Raw genomic sequence first — 18,160 nt, forward strand, 5'->3', positions numbered from 1 at the left:
TGGTCAGTCGTCCTTCTTCAGCTTGAAGGACCACAGGCCGGTGACCGTGTTGCTCTGCTTCTCGCCGTCGCCCGCCTTGATGGACACGAGGGTCGAGTCGCCCTGCGCGCCGTACTGGGCGTTGAAGAACACGCTGCCCGGGATCGTGGTGTACGTCTTGTCGGTGTCCTCGGTGAGCGGCTGGCCGTTCATGAGGATCGTCCAGCGCTTGTCGGCGATCTCGGGGTCGACACCGAAGCGGACGGTCTCGGCCGGGTCGACCGTGATGGACTTGATGTCGGTGTCCTTCAGGCACTTCGTCACGTCCGCGGTCTCGATGGCGTCGCCCTTGCCACCGCAGGTGGCCTCCTCGCTGACCGAGGACGAACCGACGGTGATCGTGGCCATCGGCGTGGGCTTGTCGCAGGCCGACAGGACGAGCAGTCCGGCGGATACGGCGCCGGCGGCGGCGACGGCGCGGCGGCGTCGCACAGCGGATTGCATGGTCATGGGCGAAGGCTATCCGTAGCGCCCTACGGTCTCTTTACGTGGGGTGCGGCGTGCCGTGCGTTACGCCACCCTCGTACGTGGTGTGCCGCCTCCGTGCCGGGCCGAGACGATCAGCCCCCGGACCGTGGTCAGCCAGCCCGCGGCGACGATCACGGCGCCCACCGTCATGCCCAGGGTGCCGTTCAGCGGCAGCACGATGCCGATCGCGCCGCCCAGCACCCAGGACATCTGGAGCATCGTCTCGGAGCGGGCGAAGGCGGAGGTACGCACCAGCTCCGGCACGTCCCGCTGGATCAGCGCGTCCAGGGACAGCTTGGCCAGCGCCTGCGAGAACCCGGCGACCGCCGCGAGGCAGGCCACCAGGGCGGCGCTGAAGAAGGCCGCCGCGGTGATCGCCGCCGTCAGCACACCCGCCACGACGGTCACGATGATGATCTCCGGCGTGCGCGATCTCAGCCACGCCCCGACCGCCGTACCGAGGGCGTTTCCCACTCCGGCCGAGACGGCCACTATCCCCAGCGACACCGCGGCGCTCTGGCCGGCCAGCGGATGCTCGCGCAGCAGGAAGGCGAGGAAGAAGATCAGGAAGCCGGACAGACAGCGCAGGGAGGCGTTGGCGCCGAGGGCGTGGGTGACGGCGATGCCGACCGTGCGCAGCCCCGGCCGCTTGACCGGCTTGAGATGCGGCCCGTGCAGATGCTGTTCGTCCGCCGCCAGCAGCGCGGTGTCCTCGCCCTTGGCCGAGTCGACCTTCGGCGGCAGCGTGAACGACAGGAACGTCCCCACCATGAAGATCACGAAGGCGCCGTAGAGCGGCCATCGGGGGCCGATCGCCTGGAGCCCGGCGCCGACCGGCGCGGCCACCCCGGTGGCGAGCAGCCCGCCGAGGGTGACCCGTGAGTTCGCCTTCACCAGGGAGAAGCGGGGCGGCAGCAGCCGGGGCACGACCGCGCTTCTGACCACGCCGTACGCCTTCGACGCCACCAGCACGCCGAGGGCCGCCGGGTACATCTCGATGCTGCCGGTGATCACCGCGCCGGACAGGATCAGCGCGAGGAAGGCGCGGGCCAGCATCGCGCTCGCCATCGCCGCCCGGCGGCCGTGCGGGACGCGGTCGAGGAGGGGGCCGATCACGGGCGCGAGGAGCGTGAACGGCGCCATGGTGATGCCGAGGTAGAGCGCGACCCGGCCGCGGGCCTCGTCGGTCGGGACGGAGAAGAAGACGGTGGAGGCGAGGGCGACGGTGATCATCATGTCCCCGGCGCCGTTCACCCCGTGCAGCTCGATCAGCTTGCCGAGGCCGGACTCGCCGGCGCCCTGCGCATGGGTCGCCCTGCGGATGCCGCGGGCGGTGCCGGTGACCGGAAAGTGCAGGGCACGACCGACGGAGCGGACGGCGCCGCCAAGTCGGCCCGAACCGCCGCCTCGACTGCGGCCCCTGTCCCCACCTACCCCGGTGGCTCCTTGAGGCGTGCGCGCGGCTGCCACGACGTCATAGTGCCCCGAGATGGGCGTACGTAGTGCGGTTACCGCGCGTATGGGCGCGGCTTTGTCAGCGGTTTGCGACCGTCGGTGTAGGCCGAGCGCCGGTGAGCAGGTAGCGTGCGTATCTCGGCCATCCCGCAGAATGGATGGTGACAGGTGCGCCCGAGTGCGAGAGGGCGCGGACGTCGACGCGGTCCCCAGGTCCGCTCCGTCCGCCCGTCCCGCCGCCTTCAGGCAGCGGCACCAGAGAGACGGCGTAGGAGAGAAGCGATACCTGTGAGCGCAGCGACAACGCGAAGCCGCACCCCCGACCGCCTGTGCGCCGAGGCGATCGACCTCGCCCGCACCGCCGCCGAGGAGGCAGCCGCGCCCGGCGTCGTCGGGGAGCATGTGGGTCTGGTCTCCGAGGGCGACCGTGTTGTCACGCACTTCTTCGAGTGCAAGGAGCTCGGGTACCGAGGCTGGCGCTGGGCCGTGACGGTGGCCCGCGCCTCCCGCGCCAAGATCGTGACCCTGGACGAGGTCGTTCTGCTCCCGGGCCCGGACGCGCTCCTCGCGCCCGAGTGGGTGCCGTGGAGCGAGCGGCTGCGCCCCGGCGACATGGGCCCGGGCGATCTGCTCCCCACCGACGCCGAGGATCTGCGTCTGGAGCCCGGCTACACCGGCGAGGACGAGCCGATCCCCAGCTCCCCCGTCTCCCATGAGATGGCCGAGCTGGTCGAGGCCGAGGACGCCGAGGTCACCGCCGGCGCCCCCGCCAACCTGCCGGTCGCCCCCCTCAGGGGTTCGATCGCCGCCGTCGCCGAGGAACTGGGCATGCGCCGGGCCCGGGTCCTCTCGCGCTACGGCCTCCATGTCGCCGCCGACCGGTGGGACGAGGCGTTCGGCGCCAAGACGCCCATGGCGCAGGCGGCCCCCGCCTCCTGCGTCAGCTGCGGCTTCCTGATGGCGCTCGGCGGCTCCCTCGGCCAGGCCTTCGGCGTCTGCGCCAACGAGTTCTCCCCGGCCGACGGCCGGGTCGTCTCCCTGACCTACGGCTGCGGCGGCCACTCCGAGGCGGCCGTCATGCCCAAGCCCCCACAGCCTGCCCCTCCGGTGATCGACGAGACGAGGGTGGACCCCTTCCCGCTGCGTCCGGCGTCGGACTCGGGGTCGGTGCCGGTGGTGTCGGACGAGGACGCGGCGGATTTGGGTCACTCGTAACCCCCAGGAGGCCCCTGGTCCGGAGTTGGCGTTGCCCCACCTCGCGGTACCTTCATCGTCACGCCGATGAGTGGAGTGAACGTGAGCAAGTTCGTGCGGCCGGCCGTCGAGGGAGCGGATCCGTTCGGGACCGCCCGGCTGCGACGCGGAGTACTGGACGCCTGGGCCACCAGCCCCGCCCGGTTCCGGGAGGACGCCAACGCCGAGGAGGACCTCGTCCTCGGCGGATACCGGGACCGGCTCGTCGTCGAGCTCGCTCAGAACGCCGCCGACGCCGCCGCCCGCGCGGGCGTGCCCGGACGGCTCCGGCTCACCCTGCGCGACGGCGTCCTCGTCGCCGCCAACACCGGCGCCCCGTTGGACGCGGCCGGCGTCGAGTCGCTCTCCACGCTCCGGGCGTCCGCCAAACGGGACACGCCCTCCATCGGCCGCTTCGGCGTCGGCTTCGCCGCCGTCCTGTCCGTCACCGACGAGCCCGCCGTCGTCGGCCGGCACGGCGGGGTGCGCTGGTCGCTCGCCGAGGCCCGGGAACTCGCCGCCGACACCGCGCGGCACAGTCCCGGGCTGGGGGACGAGATCCGGCGCCGGGACGGGCATGTGCCCCTCCTGCGGCTCCCCTTCGCCGCCGAGGGCACCGCCCCCGCCCCCTACGACACGGCCGTCATCCTGCCGCTGCGCGACGCGGCCGCCGCCGACCTCGCCGAACGCCTCCTCACCGCCGTCGACGACGCCCTCCTGCTCGCCCTGCCGGGTCTGGAAGAGGTGGTCATCGAGACCGACGGCGTGCGGACGATCAGCCGCCGCACCAACGGCGTCTTCACCGTCGTGGACGACTCACGGGACGGTGTCACACACTGGCGTACGGCCGTCGCGCACGGGCCGCTCTCGGCCGAGCTGCTCGCCGACCGGCCCGTCGAGGAGCGGCTGCGGCCGCACTGGTCGGTCACCTGGGCCGTGCCCGCCGAAGCGGACGGCTCCCCGGCCCGGCCGCGCACCAGCCCCGTCGTGCACGCACCGACGCCGAGCGACGAGGTTCTCGGGGTGCCCGCGCTGCTCATCGCCTCCTTCCCGCTGGACACCACCCGACGGCACGCGGCTCCCGGCCCGCTGACCGACTTCCTCGTGCAGCGCGCGGCCGACGCCTACGCCGAGCTGCTCGCCGACTGGCGGCCGGTGACCGCCGGGATCATCGACCTCGTGCCCGGGCCGCTCGGCAAGGGCGAGCTGGACGGGGCGCTGCGGGCGGCGATCCTTGAGCGGCTGCCGCGGACCTCTTTCCTCCCGCCCGCCCTCGAAGCCACCGACGACCTGCCCGAGGCCCTGCGCCCACGGGACGCGGAAGTGGTGGAGGGCGCGGGCGCCGACACCGTGCGCGTCCTCGCCGAAGTACTGCCCACCCTGCTGCCCGCCGGGCTCGAACGGCGGGTGGAACTCAGGACGCTCGGTGTCGCCCGGGTTCCGCTGACCGACGCCGTCGACCGGCTGGCCGGGCTTGAGAAGGACCCCGGCTGGTGGCGGCGGCTCTACGACAGCCTCGCCGGGGTCGACCCGGACCGGCTCTCCGGGCTGCCCGTGCCGCTGGCCGACGGCCGGACCACCATCGGCCCGCGCCAGATCCTGCTGCCCACCCCGGACGCCACCGGGATCGACCCGGAGGTGCTCGCCCGGCTCGGTCTGAAGGTCGCCCACCCGGACGCCGCCCACCCGCTGCTGGAGAAGCTCGGCGCGCTGCCCGCCACCGCGCGGGCCGTGCTCACCACCCCGCAGGTGCGGGCCGCCGTCGCCGCCTCCCTGGACGACGAGGGCGGACTGGACTGGGAGCAGGACGCGCTCGACGCCGAGGAGCTGGCCGACACCGTGCTGGCCCTGGTGCGGGACGCCGACCTGGAACCGGGTGACGAGCCCTGGCTCGGCGCCCTCGCCCTGCCCGACGAGGAAGGGGAGTTGGCGCCGGCCGGTGAACTGGTGCTGCCCGGCAGCGCCTTCCACCAGGTCATGCGCGAGGGCGAACTCGCCGCCGTGGACGCCGAACTGGCCGACAAGTGGGGCGAACAGCCGCTGGCCGCCTGCGGTGTCCTCGCCACCTTCACGCTGGTCCGCGCCACGGACGTGGTCCTCGACCCCGATGAACTGGAGCCCCGCGAAGGGGACTTCGCCGAGCCCGACGACGCCGGACTGCTGGACGCCGTGGACGTGTGGAGCGAGGACATCCTCGACCGCTTCCCGGACACCCCGGTGCCGCCCGTCGCCACGGAACTGGTCGCCGTACGCGACCTGGACCTCGTCGACGACGACAAGTGGCCCCAGGCCCTCGCCCTCCTCGCCCAGCCCCCGCTCAGGGACGCCCTCACCCAGCAGGTGCGCATCCTCCTGCCCGACGGCACGCACGAGGTCGTACGGCCCTACACCGCCTGGTGGTTGCGCGGGCACCCGGTGCTCGACGGCCGCCGCCCCGCCGGGCTCCTCGCCTCCGGCGGCGACCCGCTGCTGCGCGGCCTGTACGACGAGGCCGACGCGACCGGCTTCGACGACGAACAGGTGCTGCGGGCCCTGGGCGTACGCACATCGGTGTCGGCCCTGCTCGACGAACCCGGCGGTGCCGCCGAGCTGTTGGACCGGCTCGCGGATCCCGAGCGGAAGGTGACCGGAGCCCAACTGCACGCCCTGTACGGCGCCTTGGCCGACCTCGACCCCGAGCAGGTGACCCTGCCGGACGAGCTGCGGGCCGTGGTCGACGGCCGGGTGGAGGTGGTGGACGCGGCCGACGCCGTGGTCGTCGACTCGCCCGACCTGCTGCCCTTCACCGAGGGTGTCCCGCTGCTGCCGGTACGGCCGTCGCGCGCCGCCGAACTGGCCGAGCTGTTCCAGGTGCGGCGCCTGAGCGAGTCCGTCACCGGCGAGGTCGACTCCGAGGGCACCGAGCACGACGTACCGGAGTCGGTACGGGTGCTGCTGGGAGCGCGGACCCCGTCCTCGTACGTCGAACACGAGGAACTCGTCGTGGACGGCGTGGAGATCGACTGGCGGCTCACCGACGACGGCGTCCTGCACGCGTCCACCCTGGAGGGCGTCGCCGCGGGCCTCGCCTGGGCGGCCGGGCAGTGGCCTCGGCGGTTCGAGGTGGCGGCGCTGCTGGAGGATCCGTCGCGGACGCGGGAGTTGGCGCGGGACCGCTGGTTCGACTGAGACGCTCACTTGGTTTGACCGGTCGGACGCTCACCCGGTCCGAAAAATTTCCGCACAAAATTTTCGTACGACGTACAACCATTCACACGCGTCACGGATCTGATCATGCGAGCCAACAGGCTCCACGATCACTTGGGCCCCGGCCGACGACGAGCCGTAGGGAACGACCACCGTCGGGGCCCCTCTCCAACTGGGGAACACATGCGTATTCGTGCCACCGTGGCCGCCGTCTCCGGCGCCCTGGCTCTGTCCGCCGTCGCCGCGCCGCTCGCGCAGGCCGACTCGCGGGATGCCGCGAGCCTGGACCGGCCGAGCGTTGCCGAGCGTTTCGGCGCCTCCTCCGCCAAGTCGGCGTTCAGCACGGCCGCCGTCGCGCCCACCGTCTCCAACGTGACGGTGAACGCCGGCAAGAATCTCGTCTTCGGCACCACCACCGTCAAGACCTTCAACGTGTCCCTCACCGCCACCCACGAGAGCGGCATCGCGGACGCCTACATCGACCTCTGGCACGGCACCGACGTCGAGACCGACGTCGACGGTTACCTCGGCCCGAACGAGGACGCCGCCACCTGCACCGCCGTCAGCGACACCACGTCGACCTGCAAGCTCACGATCACCGGTGACACCTACGAGGACCTGCTCAGCAACACGCTGGCCGGCAACTGGCACGTCACCGCGGGCGTGCTCGCCAACGACGGTGAGATCTACTGGAACGACTACTACCAGACCCACAAGGTCCAGCGCGCGGCGAAGCTGACGGTCAACGCCTCGCCGGAGCCGGTGAAGAAGGGCGCGACCCTTACGGTGTCCGGCAAGCTGAGCCGCGCCAACTGGGAGACGCTCACCTACTCCGGCGTCCCCAGCGGCCAGTCGGTGGTCCTGCAGTTCCGCAAGAACGGCACCTCGACGTACACCAACGTCAAGGGCATCAAGACCACCACGGGTGGCGCGCTGAAGACCACGGTCACGGCCTCCACCGACGGCTACTACCGCTTCGCGTACGCGGGCATCACGAGCACCGCGGCGGCCACCGCCACGGGTGACTTCGTCGACGTGCAGTAAGCAGCGATCATCCCGCCGACGTCCGGTCCCGGAAGCCATCCGGGGCCGGGCGTCGGTGTTTTGGGGGCCGTCGGGCAACCGAAAGGCCCGTGCGTCCCTCTGATCATGTGGAGCATCCAGGCTCCCTTCACGACCACTTGGGGAACGCATGCGTGTTCGCGCCACTGTGGCCGCCGTCTCCGGCGCCCTGGCCCTGTCCGCCTTCGCCGTGCCGGCCGCGCAGGCCGACGACTCCGGCTCCGCTTACCGCGCCGACGTCGCCAAGGTCCGCGCCGCCCACGCCAAGAGCGCCTTCGGCACCCGCGCGGACGCCCCGTACGACATGGACGTCACCTTCTCCAACTTCAAGATCGCCAAGTCCGTCAAGGTCGGTACGACGGAGCATGTCTCGACGACGGTCACCTACACGATGACCCACGCCGCGGACATCGACATCAAGGCCGCGGACTTCCAGACCGGCCCCTACATCTACAAGGGCGCCTTCGCCACGCCGGACAACATGCTGTTCGGCAACAAGGCGGCCACCTGCACCGCCACCTCGGACACCACCGCCGACTGCACCGGCAAGATCGACGTCTACCCGGGCGACGGCGAGCTGCTGAACTCCGACGCCGGCACCTGGACGGGCGCGGCCCTCGCGCTGGCGCAGAACGGCCAGGACCCGCTCAGCGAGAACTACGACATCACCAAGGTCGGTTACGCCGACCAGGGCGACCTCGGCAGCACGCTGGTCCAGCGCGCCTCCAAGCTGACGGTCGACGCCACGCCGGAGCCGGTGCAGAAGGGCAAGCCCATCACGGTCACCGGCAAGCTGACCCGCGCCAACTGGGACAACGGCAAGTACGTGGGTCTGCCCAGCGGCCAGAAGGTGGTGCTCCAGTTCCGCAAGGCGGGCACCTCGGCGTACACCAACGTCAAGGGCATACAGACCGCCACGGGCGGCGCGCTGAAGACGACGGTCACGGCCTCCGAGGACGGCTACTACCGCTTCACGTACGCGGGCATCACAAGCACGGCGGGAGTCTCCGCGAAGGGCGACTTCGTAGACGTCCAGTAAGCGCAACCGACCTTCAGGGGCGCGGGGAACTGCGCGATCAGCCCCCACCGGGCCGCAGCCGACAACGCGCCCCCTCCGCTCAAGCCGGAAAGCGGCGGTCGACCCACTTCCACACGAACTCCAGGGCGACCGCCGCCACCACCGAGATCCCCACCGCGATCCACGGCATCGTGACCCCCACCAGCCGCAGCGCGAAGAACTCCTGCAGCCAGGGCACGACCAGCACCAGCACGAAGCCGAGGCCCATCGACGCGACCAGGGCCACCCGCCACCAGGTGTAGGGCCGGGCGATGATCGCCAGTACCCACATCGAGATCAGGAACAGCGTGAGCGTCGCCACGCTGGTCTCCGCGTCCAAGGCGCCCTCGCCCGAGTACTGGTGACGGGCGATCAGATACGTCAGGAAGGTCGCGACCGCGGCCACCACGCCACCCGGGATCGAGTACCGCATCACCCGCCGCACGAAGTGCGGTCTCGCCCGCTCCTTGTTGGGCGCGAGGGCGAGGAAGAAGGCCGGGACGCCGATCGTGAGAGTGGACAGCAGCGTCAAGTGCCTCGGCAGGAACGGGTACTCCACCTGCCAGCACACCACCATCACCGCGAGCAGCACCGAGTACACGGTCTTCACCAGGAACAGCGTGGCCACCCGGGTGATGTTCCCGATGACCCGCCGCCCCTCGGCGACGACCGAGGGAAGCGTCGCGAAGCTGTTGTTGAGCAGCACGATCTGCGCCACGGCCCGGGTCGCCTCGGACCCGGAGCCCATGGACACCCCGATGTCGGCGTCCTTCAGCGCGAGCACGTCGTTCACGCCGTCCCCGGTCATCGCGACGGTGTGCCCGTGGGACTGCAGCGCCCCCACCATGTCCCGCTTCTGCTGCGGGGTGACCCGCCCGAACACCGTGCCCGCGTCGAGGGCGTCGGCCATGCCGTCCTTGTCGCGGGGCAGCAGCCGGGCGTCGACGGTGCTGCCCTCAAGGCCCAGCTTGGCGGCGACCGCGCCCACGGAGACCGCGTTGTCACCGGAGATGACCTTGGCGCTGACGTTCTGGTCGGCGAAGTAGCGCAGGGTGTCGGAGGCGTCGGGGCGCAGCCGCTGCTCCAGGACGACCAGCGCGGTCGGCTTGGCGTCGGCGGCCACGTCGGGGTCGTCGAGATCGCGTCCGGTGCGGGCGAGGAGCAGGACGCGCAGGCCCTGTTCGTTGAGCCGCTCGGTCTCGGTGAGGGCGGGGTCGTCGGGGGCGAGCAGGACGTCGGGCGCCCCCAACAGCCACGTACTGGACTCGCCGCCTCCCTCGCTGAAGGTGGCGCCGCTGTACTTGCGGGCGGAGGAGAAGGGCAGGGCCTCGGTGCAGCGCCAGTCCTCGGAGTCGGGGTAGGCGTCGATGATGGCCTGGAGGGAGGCGTTCGGGCGGGGGTCGGACTCGCCGAGGGCGCCGAGGACCGTGCGGACGTACGACTCGTCGCTGCCGTTCAGTGGTCTGAGCCCGGTGACGTTCATGCCGCCCTCGGTGAGGGTGCCGGTCTTGTCGAGGCAGACGGTGTCGACGCGGGCGAGGCCCTCGATGGCGGGGAGTTCCTGGACGAGGCACTGTTTTCGGCCAAGTCGGATGACGCCGATGGCGAAGGCGACGGAGGTGAGCAGGACCAGGCCCTCCGGGACCATGGGCACGATGCCGCCGACGGTGCGGGCGATCGAGTCGTCGAGGTCCTTGTCCTTCACGAACAGCTGGGTGACGACCAGGCCGAGCGCGGCCGGGATCATCATCCAGGTCACGTACTTGAGGATCGTGGAGATGCCGGAGCGCAGCTCGGAGTGGACGAGGGTGAAGCGGGAGGCCTCCTCGGCGAGCTGGGCGGCGTAGGCCTCGCGGCCCACCTTGGTGGCCTGGAAGGCGCCGCCGCCCGCGACCACGAAGCTGCCGGACAGGATCTGGTCCCCGGACCGTTTGACGACCGGGTCGGCCTCGCCGGTGAGCAGCGACTCGTCGATCTCCAGGCCGTCGGCCTCGACGCAGACACCGTCGACGACGGCCTTGTCGCCGGGCCCGATCTCGATCAGGTCGTCCAGCACGATCTCGGAGGTGCTCACCTCGGCGGCGACCCCGTCTCGCCGCACGGTGGGCCGGGCCTCCCCGATGACGGCGAGCGAGTCCAGGGTCTTCTTCGCGCGCCACTCCTGGATGATGCCGATGCCGGTGTTGGCGAGGATGACAAAACCGAACAGGCTGTCCTGGATCGGCGCGACGAACAGCATGATCAGCCAGAGCACGCCGATGATCGCGTTGAACCGGGTGAAGACATTGGCCCGGACGATGTCGACGGTGGACCGGCTGCTGCGCACCGGTATGTCGTTGACCTGCCCCCGCGCGACCCGTTCGGCCACTTCGGCGGCGGTCAGTCCACCCGTACCCACCGGGGCGGGCAGGGGATGGCCGGGATCGACTTCGGTGCCCGCGTCGATGTGCGTCATGCATTCGACGGTACGTGCGGATTTACGGCTTCACCCGCCGAGTGCGCGGAAGATCCGACTTGGGGAGGACGGACAACGGGCCGAAGTGGTGCCGTGGTTGTACGCGACCCCTCCTGCCTGACCCCTACTGCCTCGCGGCCTCGGCACGCTTGATCGCCGCGTCCCGCTTGCGGACGTACCAGATGCCGATCAGGCCGAGTCCGCCGCCGGCCAGGCAGGTCCACAGCCACCACAGGTGCCCGTGGTCCTCGAACCAGCCGTAGAAGGGGAGCTGGACCAGGAAGAGGACGAACCAGAGGATCGTGCCGCCCGTGATGGTGGCGACGACGGGGCCCTCCAGGGGCTCCGGCGCCTCGTGTGTGGGTGTCCACTTCGCCATGGGGCACAGCTTACGAGGTGATCGGATGCGACCGGAGCGACCATGCCTCATGGGCTGTCTACGCGCGGAGATAGCGATCACCTCCCTATGTGTTCATACTGAATCCGTTTGTCTTTGACCAATTATGTTCGTAGGAAACGCCAATGCCCACCTCGGCCCCCGCCAAGGTCCCCGCCCCCGAGCAGCCGGGCGGCGCGCCCGCGTACGGTGCGCTCGACCGCTACTTCAAGATCTCGGAGCGGGGCAGCACGCTCGCGCGTGAGGTCCGCGGTGGCTTTGCCACCTTCTTCGCGATGGCCTACATCATCGTGCTGAACCCGATCATCCTCGGCAGCGCGAAAGACATGTACGGCAACCAGCTCGACAACGGTCAGCTGGTCACCGCCACCGCCCTGACGGCCGCCTTCACCACCCTCCTCATGGGCGTCATCGGCAATGTGCCGATCGCGCTGGCCGCGGGCCTCGGCGTGAACTCGGTCGTCGCGCTCCAGCTCGCGCCCCGGATGTCCTGGCCGGACGCCATGGGCATGGTCGTGCTGGCCGGTTTCGTCGTGATGCTGCTGGTCGCCACGGGTCTGCGTGAGCGCGTGATGAACGCCGTGCCGTTCGGGCTGCGCAAGGCGATCTCGATCGGTATCGGCCTGTTCATCATGCTGATCGGGCTCGTCGACTCCGGCTTCGTCTCCCGTATCCCGGACGCCGCCCAGACCACCGTCCCGCTCCAGCTCGGCGGCGACGGTCACCTCAACGGCTGGCCGGTGCTCGTCTTCGTCCTGGGCGCGCTGCTGACGCTCGCCCTGATCGTGCGCAAGGTCTCCGGCGCCATCCTGATCTCGATCGTCGCCATGACGGTTCTCGCCGTGATCATCGAAGCGGTCGCGGACATCCCCTCCTGGGGCCTGACCACCCCGAAGTGGCCCGGCAACCCGGTCGCCTCCCCCGACTTCGGCCTGGTCGGCGAGGTCAGCCTGTTCGGTGGGTTCGAGAAGGTCGGGGTGCTGACCGGGACCCTCTTCGTCTTCACCGTCCTGCTCTCGGTCTTCTTCGACGCGATGGGCACGATCATGGGTGTCTCCGACGAGGCCAAGCTGACCGACGCCCAGGGCCAGATGCCCGGCATCAACAAGGTCCTCTTCGTCGACGGCATCGCGGTCGCCGCGGGCGGCGCCACCTCCTCCTCGGCCACCACCTGCTTCGTGGAGTCCACGGCCGGCGTCGGCGAGGGCGCCCGCACCGGCTTCGCGAACGTCGTCACCGGCGGACTCTTCACCGTCGCGCTGTTCCTGACGCCGGTCGCCACCATGGTCCCGTCCCAGGCGGCCACCCCGGCGCTGCTCGCGGTGGGCTTCCTGATCCTCGCGAACTCCGTCAAGGAGATCGACTGGGCGGACTACACGATCGCGATCCCGGCGTTCGTGACGATGGTGATGATGCCGTTCACCTACTCGATCACCAACGGCATCGGCATGGGCTTCATCACCTTCGTGGTGCTGCGCCTCGCCGCCGGGCGGGCCAAGGAGATCCCCGCCGCGATGTACGTCGTGGCCGCCGTCTTCGCCTTCTACTACCTGATGCCGGCGCTCGGCCTGACGTGAGCCATGGGGGTCAGGTGACCCCGTAGAACTTCTCCGTCTTCTCGACGGCGGTCTGGAACCGCTCGTCGAAGTCGTCCCGAATGAGCGTCCGGACCACATAGTCCTGGACGCTCATTCCTCTTTTCGCCGCATGATGCCGGAGCCGTTCGAGCAGCTCCCCGTCCATCCGCAGGCTGAGCACGCTGGTCCCCATGCCTACGAGGGTCACCTCAGGGGGCCGGACCGTGTGTCACTTTCCGGAATCGGCTCACTCATACGGGTGATGCCAGGTTTTTAGTGGCCGGGGTCACGGCATTTTGGCGCGTCCGGGGTGGTCTTTAGTCAGGGTAATGAGTTAACCTAAAGAACATGTCGGACCTTACCCATGGCGACGACGCTGCCGCCGTGAACTCCCTGCGATCCGCTGTCATGCGGCTGTCCCGCCGGCTCAAGCACCAGCGGGTCGACGAGTCGCTGAGCCCCACCGAGATGTCGGTGCTCGGCACCCTCTCCAACTGCGGCCAGGCCACCCCGGGCGAACTCGCCCGCAAGGAGCATGTCCAGCCGCCGTCGATGACCCGCATCGTCGCGTTGCTGGAGGCCAAGGGGCTGGTCCGCCTTGAGCCGCACCCCGAGGACCGGCGCCAGAAGGTCGTCACGAAGACCGAGCAGGCCGAGGCGATGCTCGCCGAGAGCCGCGCCAAGCGCAACGCCTTCCTGGCCACCCTGGTGGACGGCCTCGACGAGGAGGAGTGGGCGAAACTCCGCGCCGCCGCCCCCGTGCTGGAGAAGCTCGCACATCTGTAAGCACTCTGAAGGAGGCGAACACTTTTGAGTACGGGATCCGGAGCAGCTTCCGCCCCCGCACCGACCACCCCTACCACCCGCAAGTCCTCGATGTTCAGCTCGCTGAAGGTCAGGAACTACCGCCTGTTCTTCATCGGGCAGGTCGTCTCCAACACCGGCACCTGGATGCAGCGCATCGCCCAGGACTGGCTGGTCCTCAGCCTCACCGGCTCCGCGACCGCCGTCGGCATCACGACGGCCCTGCAGTTCCTGCCGATGCTGCTCTTCGGCCTCTACGGCGGTGTCCTCGTCGACCGGCTGCCCAAGCGGCCCACACTGCTCGTCACCCAGACGTCGATGGCCGTCACCGGCCTCGCGCTCGCCGCCCTCACCCTCACCGGACACGTCGAGGTCTGGCACGTCTACGTCGCCGCCTTCGCCGTAGGCCTCGCGACCGTCGTCGACAACCCGGCCCGGCAGACCTTCGTCACCGAGATGGTCGGCCCCGACCAGCTCCAGAACGCGGTCAGCCTCAACTCCGCGAACTTCCAGTCGGCCCGCCTGGTCGGCCCCGCTGTCGCGGGCCTGATGATCACCGGCGTCGGCACCGGCTGGGCGTTCCTCTTCAACGGCCTGTCCTTCGTCGCGCCCATCGCCGGGCTGCTGCTGATGCGCGCCCGCGACCTGCACGCCGTCGAGCGCGCGCCGCGCGGCAAGGGGCAGCTGCGGGAGGGCCTTCAGTACGTCGCCGGGCGCCCGGAGCTGATCTGGACGATCGTCCTGGTCGGGTTCGTGAGCACCTTCGGCTTCAACTTCCCCGTCTACCTCTCCGCCTTCGCCGACGACGTCTTCCACGCGGGCGCCGGCTCCTACAGCCTCTTCAACACCCTGATGGCGGTGGGCTCCCTGTCGGGCGCTCTGCTCGCCGCCCGCCGCGGCACCGCCCGGCTGCGGGTGCTGGTCGCGGGCGCGGTGGCCTTCGGCACGCTGGAGATCGTCGCCGCCCTGGCCCCTTCGCTGTGGCTGTTCGCCCTGCTCATGGCCCCGATCGGCATGTTCGGCATGACGGTCAACGTCACCGCCAACAGCAGTGTCCAGCTCAGCACCGACCCGGCCATGCGCGGCCGGGTGATGGCCCTGTACATGATGGTGTTCATGGGCGGCGCACCGCTGGGAGCGCCGATCGCCGGCTGGATCACCGACGCGTACGGCGTCCGGGCGGGCCTTGCCGCCGGCGGCGCCATCGCGGCGCTCGCGGCGGTCGTGATCGGCCTGGTCCTGGCCCGCGTCGGCAATCTGCGGCTCACGGTGGGCTGGAACCGGGGGCACCCGGTGGTCCGCTTCGTACCGAGGAAGCGGGAGCTGCTGGCGACGGTGGGGTAGGGGAGGGCTTCCGGGTCAGTCGCGGGGGAACTTGTCGGTTTTGAGGACGAGGTCGATGATTGTGCCGGTCAGGTCGATGTCCATGCCGAAATCCACCGAGGTCCTCATGGCGTAGTCGCCGTCCTTGGGGTGGGTGTAGGCGTAGCACCGTCCCTGATAGGGATCGGCGATGACGTAGAGGGGGACCTCGGCCACCGCGTAAGCGGTCTTCTTCGGGCCGTAGTCGTTGGCGGCCGTGCCCTTGGAGATGACCTCGGCGACGAACTCGACGTCCTGGTACCGCCAGTGGCCCTGCGCGTCCTCTTGAGCCGAGTCCTTGAGCATGGCGACGTCCGGGCAGAAGCCGTTCTCGTGGCCTGGGAAGTCGATCCGAACGTCCGTGAACGCATTGACCTCCCTCCCGAACCTGTCTTCAAGGGCCCATAGGATCCGGCGGATGATCCGCCAATGATTGGTTCGCTGCGGCGTCATGTGAACGTTGCCCCCGACGATCTCGACCCTGAATCCTTCGGGGACGGGCATGCGCTCAAGCCGCTCGAACCACTCGTCCAAGCGCTCGGTGTTGGCGTCGGCCATCTCGATCCTGTCTTCCAGGACGGTCATCGTGGCGCTCCTCCCCGGCTGCCCCACGGACAGGTGCAGCCGCGCAGTACAACGATACGCACGGTGACCGGGTCACGCGGGGGTGCGGCAGCGAGACTGGGCGTATGAGACTCTTCGCCGCGCTGCTCCTGCCGGAGGACGTTTCCCGTGAGCTGGCCGCTGAGGTCGACCGGTTGAAGAAGCTGCCCGGCGCGGACGCGCTCCGCTGGACCGGCAGCCCCGGTTGGCACTTCACCCTCGCTTTCTACGGCGAGGTCGACGACGGACTCGTGGCGGGTCTGTCGGACCGGCTGGTGCGGGCCGCGCACCGTACCGGGCCCTTTGAGCTGGCCCTGCGCGGGGGCGGGCAGTTCGGGCACGGGCGGGCGCTGTGGGTGGGTGCCGAGGGGGACCTGAACGTCCTGCGGCTGCTGGCCGACCGGGCGGAGGCGGCGGGGCGGAAGGCCGGGGTGGCGATGGGGGAGCACCGGCGGTACAAGGCGCATCTGACGGTGGCCAGGAGCCGGACTGCCGTGAACACCCGCTCCTACGTGACGGCCCTGAACGCCTTCTTCAGCCGTACCTGGAAGGTGGGGGAGCTGGTGCTGGTGCGCAGCCACCTGCCGCGGTCCGGGGTGCCGGGGGAGGAGCCGCGGTACGAGGCGGTCGCCCGCTGGGCGCTCGGGGCGGCCGGTTAGGCTCGTACACGTGGACCCGAAAACCCGGAACCGGATCATGGCCGGTGTGCTTGTGCTGATGTTCGTTGTGATCGCGCTGGCAGCAGTTGTGGGCCAGTAGTGGGGAGCGCCCTTGAAGGGGCGCCCCCACCGAGGCGGCGTTACCAGGCGAACGCCTCCGGAGACGGCCCCGGACCAGGGAAGATCTCCTCCAGCCCCGTCAGCAGTTCCTCGCTCAGCTCCAGCTCGACCGCTCGCAGCGCGGAGTCGAGCTGTTCTGCCGTACGCGGGCCGACGATCGGGCCCGTGACGCCGGGGCGCGTGAGGAGCCACGCAAGGGCTGCCTCTCCGGGCTCCACGCCGTGCTTCTCCAGGAGGTCCTCGTAGGACTGGAGCCGGGAGCGGGCCGCCGGGTCCGCGAGGGTGTCGGCCGCCCGGCCGGAGGCGCGTCGGCCGCCCTCCGCCTCCTTCTTGATGATGCCGCCGAGCAGTCCGCCGTGCAGCGGCGACCAGGGGATGACCCCGAGCCCGTAGTCCTGTGCGGCCGGAATCACCTCCATCTCGGCGCGCCGCTCGTACAGGTTGTACAGGCACTGCTCGCTGACCAGGCCGTACGAGCCGTGGCGGGCGGCGACCTCGTTGGCCTGGGCGATCTTGTAGCCGGGGAAGTTGCTGGAGCCGGCGTAGAGGATCTTGCCCTGCTGGACGAGGACGTCGATGGCCTGCCAGATCTCCTCGAACGGGGTGTTCCGGTCGATGTGGTGGAACTGGTACAGGTCGATGTAGTCCGTGCCGAGCCGCTTCAGCGAGGCGTCGACGGCCCGGCGGATGTTGAGCGCCGACAGTTTGTCGTGGTTCGGCCAGGCCTCGCCGTCGGCGCCCATGTTGCCGTACACCTTGGTGGCGAGGACGACCTTGTCGCGCCGGTCGCCCTTGGCGAACCAGCTGCCGATGATCGACTCGGTGCGGCCCTTGTTCTCGCCCCAGCCGTACACATTGGCGGTGTCGAAGAAGTTGATGCCCGCGTCCAGCGCCGCGTCCATGATCGCGTGGCTGTCGGCTTCGTCGGTCTGCGGTCCGAAGTTCATGGTGCCGAGGACGAGTCGGCTGACCTTGAGTCCCGTGCGTCCGAGCTGCGTGTACTTCATGACTGACCAGCCAACGCCGTAGAGCGGACTCGAAGCAAGCGAGCTTTAACGCAGTTCGGCGAACAGGCCCCGTACACGGCTGCCGTCCGGCGCGGTCCAGTGACCGGAGACATGGCCGACGGCACCCGGGGGAGGGGCGTCGGGGAGGCCGAGCCGCCGGTGGATGCGCAGGGTGGTGCCGTCCTGGGCCGGGAGCTCGGTGCCGGTCTCGTCGTCCACGGCGGGGCCGTGCGCCCGGAGGTCGCCGGTGCTGGTGCAGGAGCGGGTGATCTCATGGTCCGGGGTGCTGTCGACGCTCTGCGCCTGCGCCTGGGCGCGCCCCTCGACCAGGGCGAACAGTTCGGCGACCAGCACCGGGTCGTGGGTGCCGTCGTAGGCCCAGCGCTTCCCCAGCACTCCGTGCTCCATGGTGCCGATGAGGGCGTGCTCCGCGCCGGGCAGCGGGGCGCCGCGGTAGGTGAGGGGGACGAGGTAGGCGACCCCCTCGCCATCGGCTGCCACCATGAACTCGATCCCGACCTCACCCTCGGGATCGTCCAGCCGGAATCCGCCGGCCTTGGTCAACTCCGGTGCGCCGGTGCCGACATACCAGGGGCGTGTGGGCAGCCAGGTGGCGAGGAGTTCCAGTTTGGTGGGCTTGAGGGTGGTGTGATGAATGATCGCCATGCGAACTGAT

Annotated in this window: 16 protein-coding genes; 8 read left to right on the plus strand and 8 right to left on the minus strand. The window is 70.3% G+C overall.

What is annotated here, in order from left to right; genetic code table 11:
* Positions 1–3: 3 nt before the first annotated feature.
* Positions 4–483 carry a DUF2771 domain-containing protein gene (locus tag H4N64_RS23800; RefSeq protein ID WP_186284518.1) on the minus strand — a complete coding sequence of 160 codons (480 nt, stop codon included), beginning with the start codon at positions 481–483 and terminating at the stop codon, positions 4–6.
* Positions 484–549: 66 nt separating this feature from the next.
* On the minus strand, positions 550–1,977 hold the full coding sequence (locus H4N64_RS23805) for an MFS transporter (RefSeq protein WP_186284445.1): 1,428 nt from the start codon (positions 1,975–1,977) through the stop codon (positions 550–552).
* A 273-nt stretch (positions 1,978–2,250) separates the two neighbouring features.
* On the opposite strand from H4N64_RS23805, the gene H4N64_RS23810 reads away from it, so the two are divergent.
* The 4 genes from H4N64_RS23810 (at position 2,251) to H4N64_RS23825 (ending at position 8,482) form a co-directional block, all read left to right on the plus strand.
* The gene (locus H4N64_RS23810) at positions 2,251–3,177 is read left to right on the plus strand and encodes a DUF3027 domain-containing protein (RefSeq protein ID WP_186284446.1); all 927 of its coding nucleotides are present in this window, start codon (positions 2,251–2,253) and stop codon (positions 3,175–3,177) included.
* Between the two features lie 81 nt (positions 3,178–3,258).
* Complete coding sequence (locus tag H4N64_RS23815) at positions 3,259–6,363, plus strand: sacsin N-terminal ATP-binding-like domain-containing protein (protein WP_186284447.1); 3,105 nt, start codon at positions 3,259–3,261, stop codon at positions 6,361–6,363.
* Between the two features lie 201 nt (positions 6,364–6,564).
* Complete coding sequence (locus tag H4N64_RS23820) at positions 6,565–7,425, plus strand: DUF5707 domain-containing protein (RefSeq protein ID WP_186284448.1); 861 nt, start codon at positions 6,565–6,567, stop codon at positions 7,423–7,425.
* A 148-nt stretch (positions 7,426–7,573) separates the two neighbouring features.
* The gene (locus H4N64_RS23825) at positions 7,574–8,482 is read left to right on the plus strand and encodes a hypothetical protein (RefSeq protein WP_186284449.1); all 909 of its coding nucleotides are present in this window, start codon (positions 7,574–7,576) and stop codon (positions 8,480–8,482) included.
* 79 nt (positions 8,483–8,561) lie between these two features.
* Here the strand turns inward: H4N64_RS23825 and H4N64_RS23830 are convergent, their stop codons facing one another.
* Positions 8,562–10,955 (minus strand): cation-translocating P-type ATPase, encoded by a 2,394-nt coding sequence (locus tag H4N64_RS23830; RefSeq protein WP_186284450.1) that lies wholly within the window; start codon positions 10,953–10,955, stop codon positions 8,562–8,564.
* 124 nt (positions 10,956–11,079) lie between these two features.
* A complete protein-coding gene (locus H4N64_RS23835; RefSeq protein WP_186284451.1) occupies positions 11,080–11,334 on the minus strand; it encodes a DUF2530 domain-containing protein in 255 nt (84 codons plus the stop codon).
* A gap of 143 nt (positions 11,335–11,477) precedes the next feature.
* Here H4N64_RS23835 and H4N64_RS23840 point away from each other — a divergent pair, with 143 nt between their 5' ends.
* Positions 11,478–12,929, plus strand: coding sequence for an NCS2 family permease (locus H4N64_RS23840; RefSeq protein ID WP_186284452.1), 1,452 nt, complete (start codon positions 11,478–11,480; stop codon positions 12,927–12,929).
* A 10-nt stretch (positions 12,930–12,939) separates the two neighbouring features.
* On the opposite strand, the gene H4N64_RS23845 is transcribed toward H4N64_RS23840, so the two are convergent.
* Positions 12,940–13,122, minus strand: a complete 183-nt coding sequence (locus tag H4N64_RS23845) for a ribbon-helix-helix protein, CopG family (protein WP_186284453.1) — start codon at positions 13,120–13,122, stop codon at positions 12,940–12,942.
* 155 nt (positions 13,123–13,277) lie between these two features.
* On the opposite strand from H4N64_RS23845, the gene H4N64_RS23850 reads away from it, so the two are divergent.
* Both H4N64_RS23850 and H4N64_RS23855 read left to right on the plus strand, forming a co-directional pair.
* Entirely contained in the window at positions 13,278–13,715 is a 438-nt protein-coding gene (locus H4N64_RS23850) for a MarR family winged helix-turn-helix transcriptional regulator (protein ID WP_186284454.1), read from the plus strand.
* 24 nt (positions 13,716–13,739) lie between these two features.
* Positions 13,740–15,077: an MFS transporter gene (locus H4N64_RS23855; protein ID WP_260859929.1), complete on the plus strand. Its 1,338-nt coding sequence runs from the start codon at positions 13,740–13,742 to the stop codon at positions 15,075–15,077.
* Positions 15,078–15,092: 15 nt separating this feature from the next.
* On the opposite strand, the gene H4N64_RS23860 is transcribed toward H4N64_RS23855, so the two are convergent.
* Positions 15,093–15,680 (minus strand): Uma2 family endonuclease, encoded by a 588-nt coding sequence (locus H4N64_RS23860; protein WP_186284455.1) that lies wholly within the window; start codon positions 15,678–15,680, stop codon positions 15,093–15,095.
* 104 nt (positions 15,681–15,784) lie between these two features.
* On the opposite strand from H4N64_RS23860, the gene thpR reads away from it, so the two are divergent.
* The gene (gene thpR, locus H4N64_RS23865) at positions 15,785–16,357 is read left to right on the plus strand and encodes an RNA 2',3'-cyclic phosphodiesterase (protein WP_186284456.1); all 573 of its coding nucleotides are present in this window, start codon (positions 15,785–15,787) and stop codon (positions 16,355–16,357) included.
* Between the two features lie 140 nt (positions 16,358–16,497).
* On the opposite strand, the gene H4N64_RS23870 is transcribed toward thpR, so the two are convergent.
* Together H4N64_RS23870 and H4N64_RS23875 are read right to left on the minus strand one after the other, a co-directional pair.
* Positions 16,498–17,484 carry an aldo/keto reductase gene (locus tag H4N64_RS23870; protein ID WP_186284457.1) on the minus strand — a complete coding sequence of 329 codons (987 nt, stop codon included), beginning with the start codon at positions 17,482–17,484 and terminating at the stop codon, positions 16,498–16,500.
* A gap of 45 nt (positions 17,485–17,529) precedes the next feature.
* A complete protein-coding gene (locus H4N64_RS23875) occupies positions 17,530–18,150 on the minus strand; it encodes a maltokinase N-terminal cap-like domain-containing protein (protein WP_186284458.1) in 621 nt (206 codons plus the stop codon).
* Positions 18,151–18,160 lie beyond the last annotated feature (10 nt).

Origin of the sequence: Streptomyces cupreus (assembly GCF_014257025.1) — a bacterium.
In the GTDB taxonomy this organism is placed as follows: Bacteria; Actinomycetota; Actinomycetes; order Streptomycetales; family Streptomycetaceae; genus Streptomyces; species Streptomyces cupreus.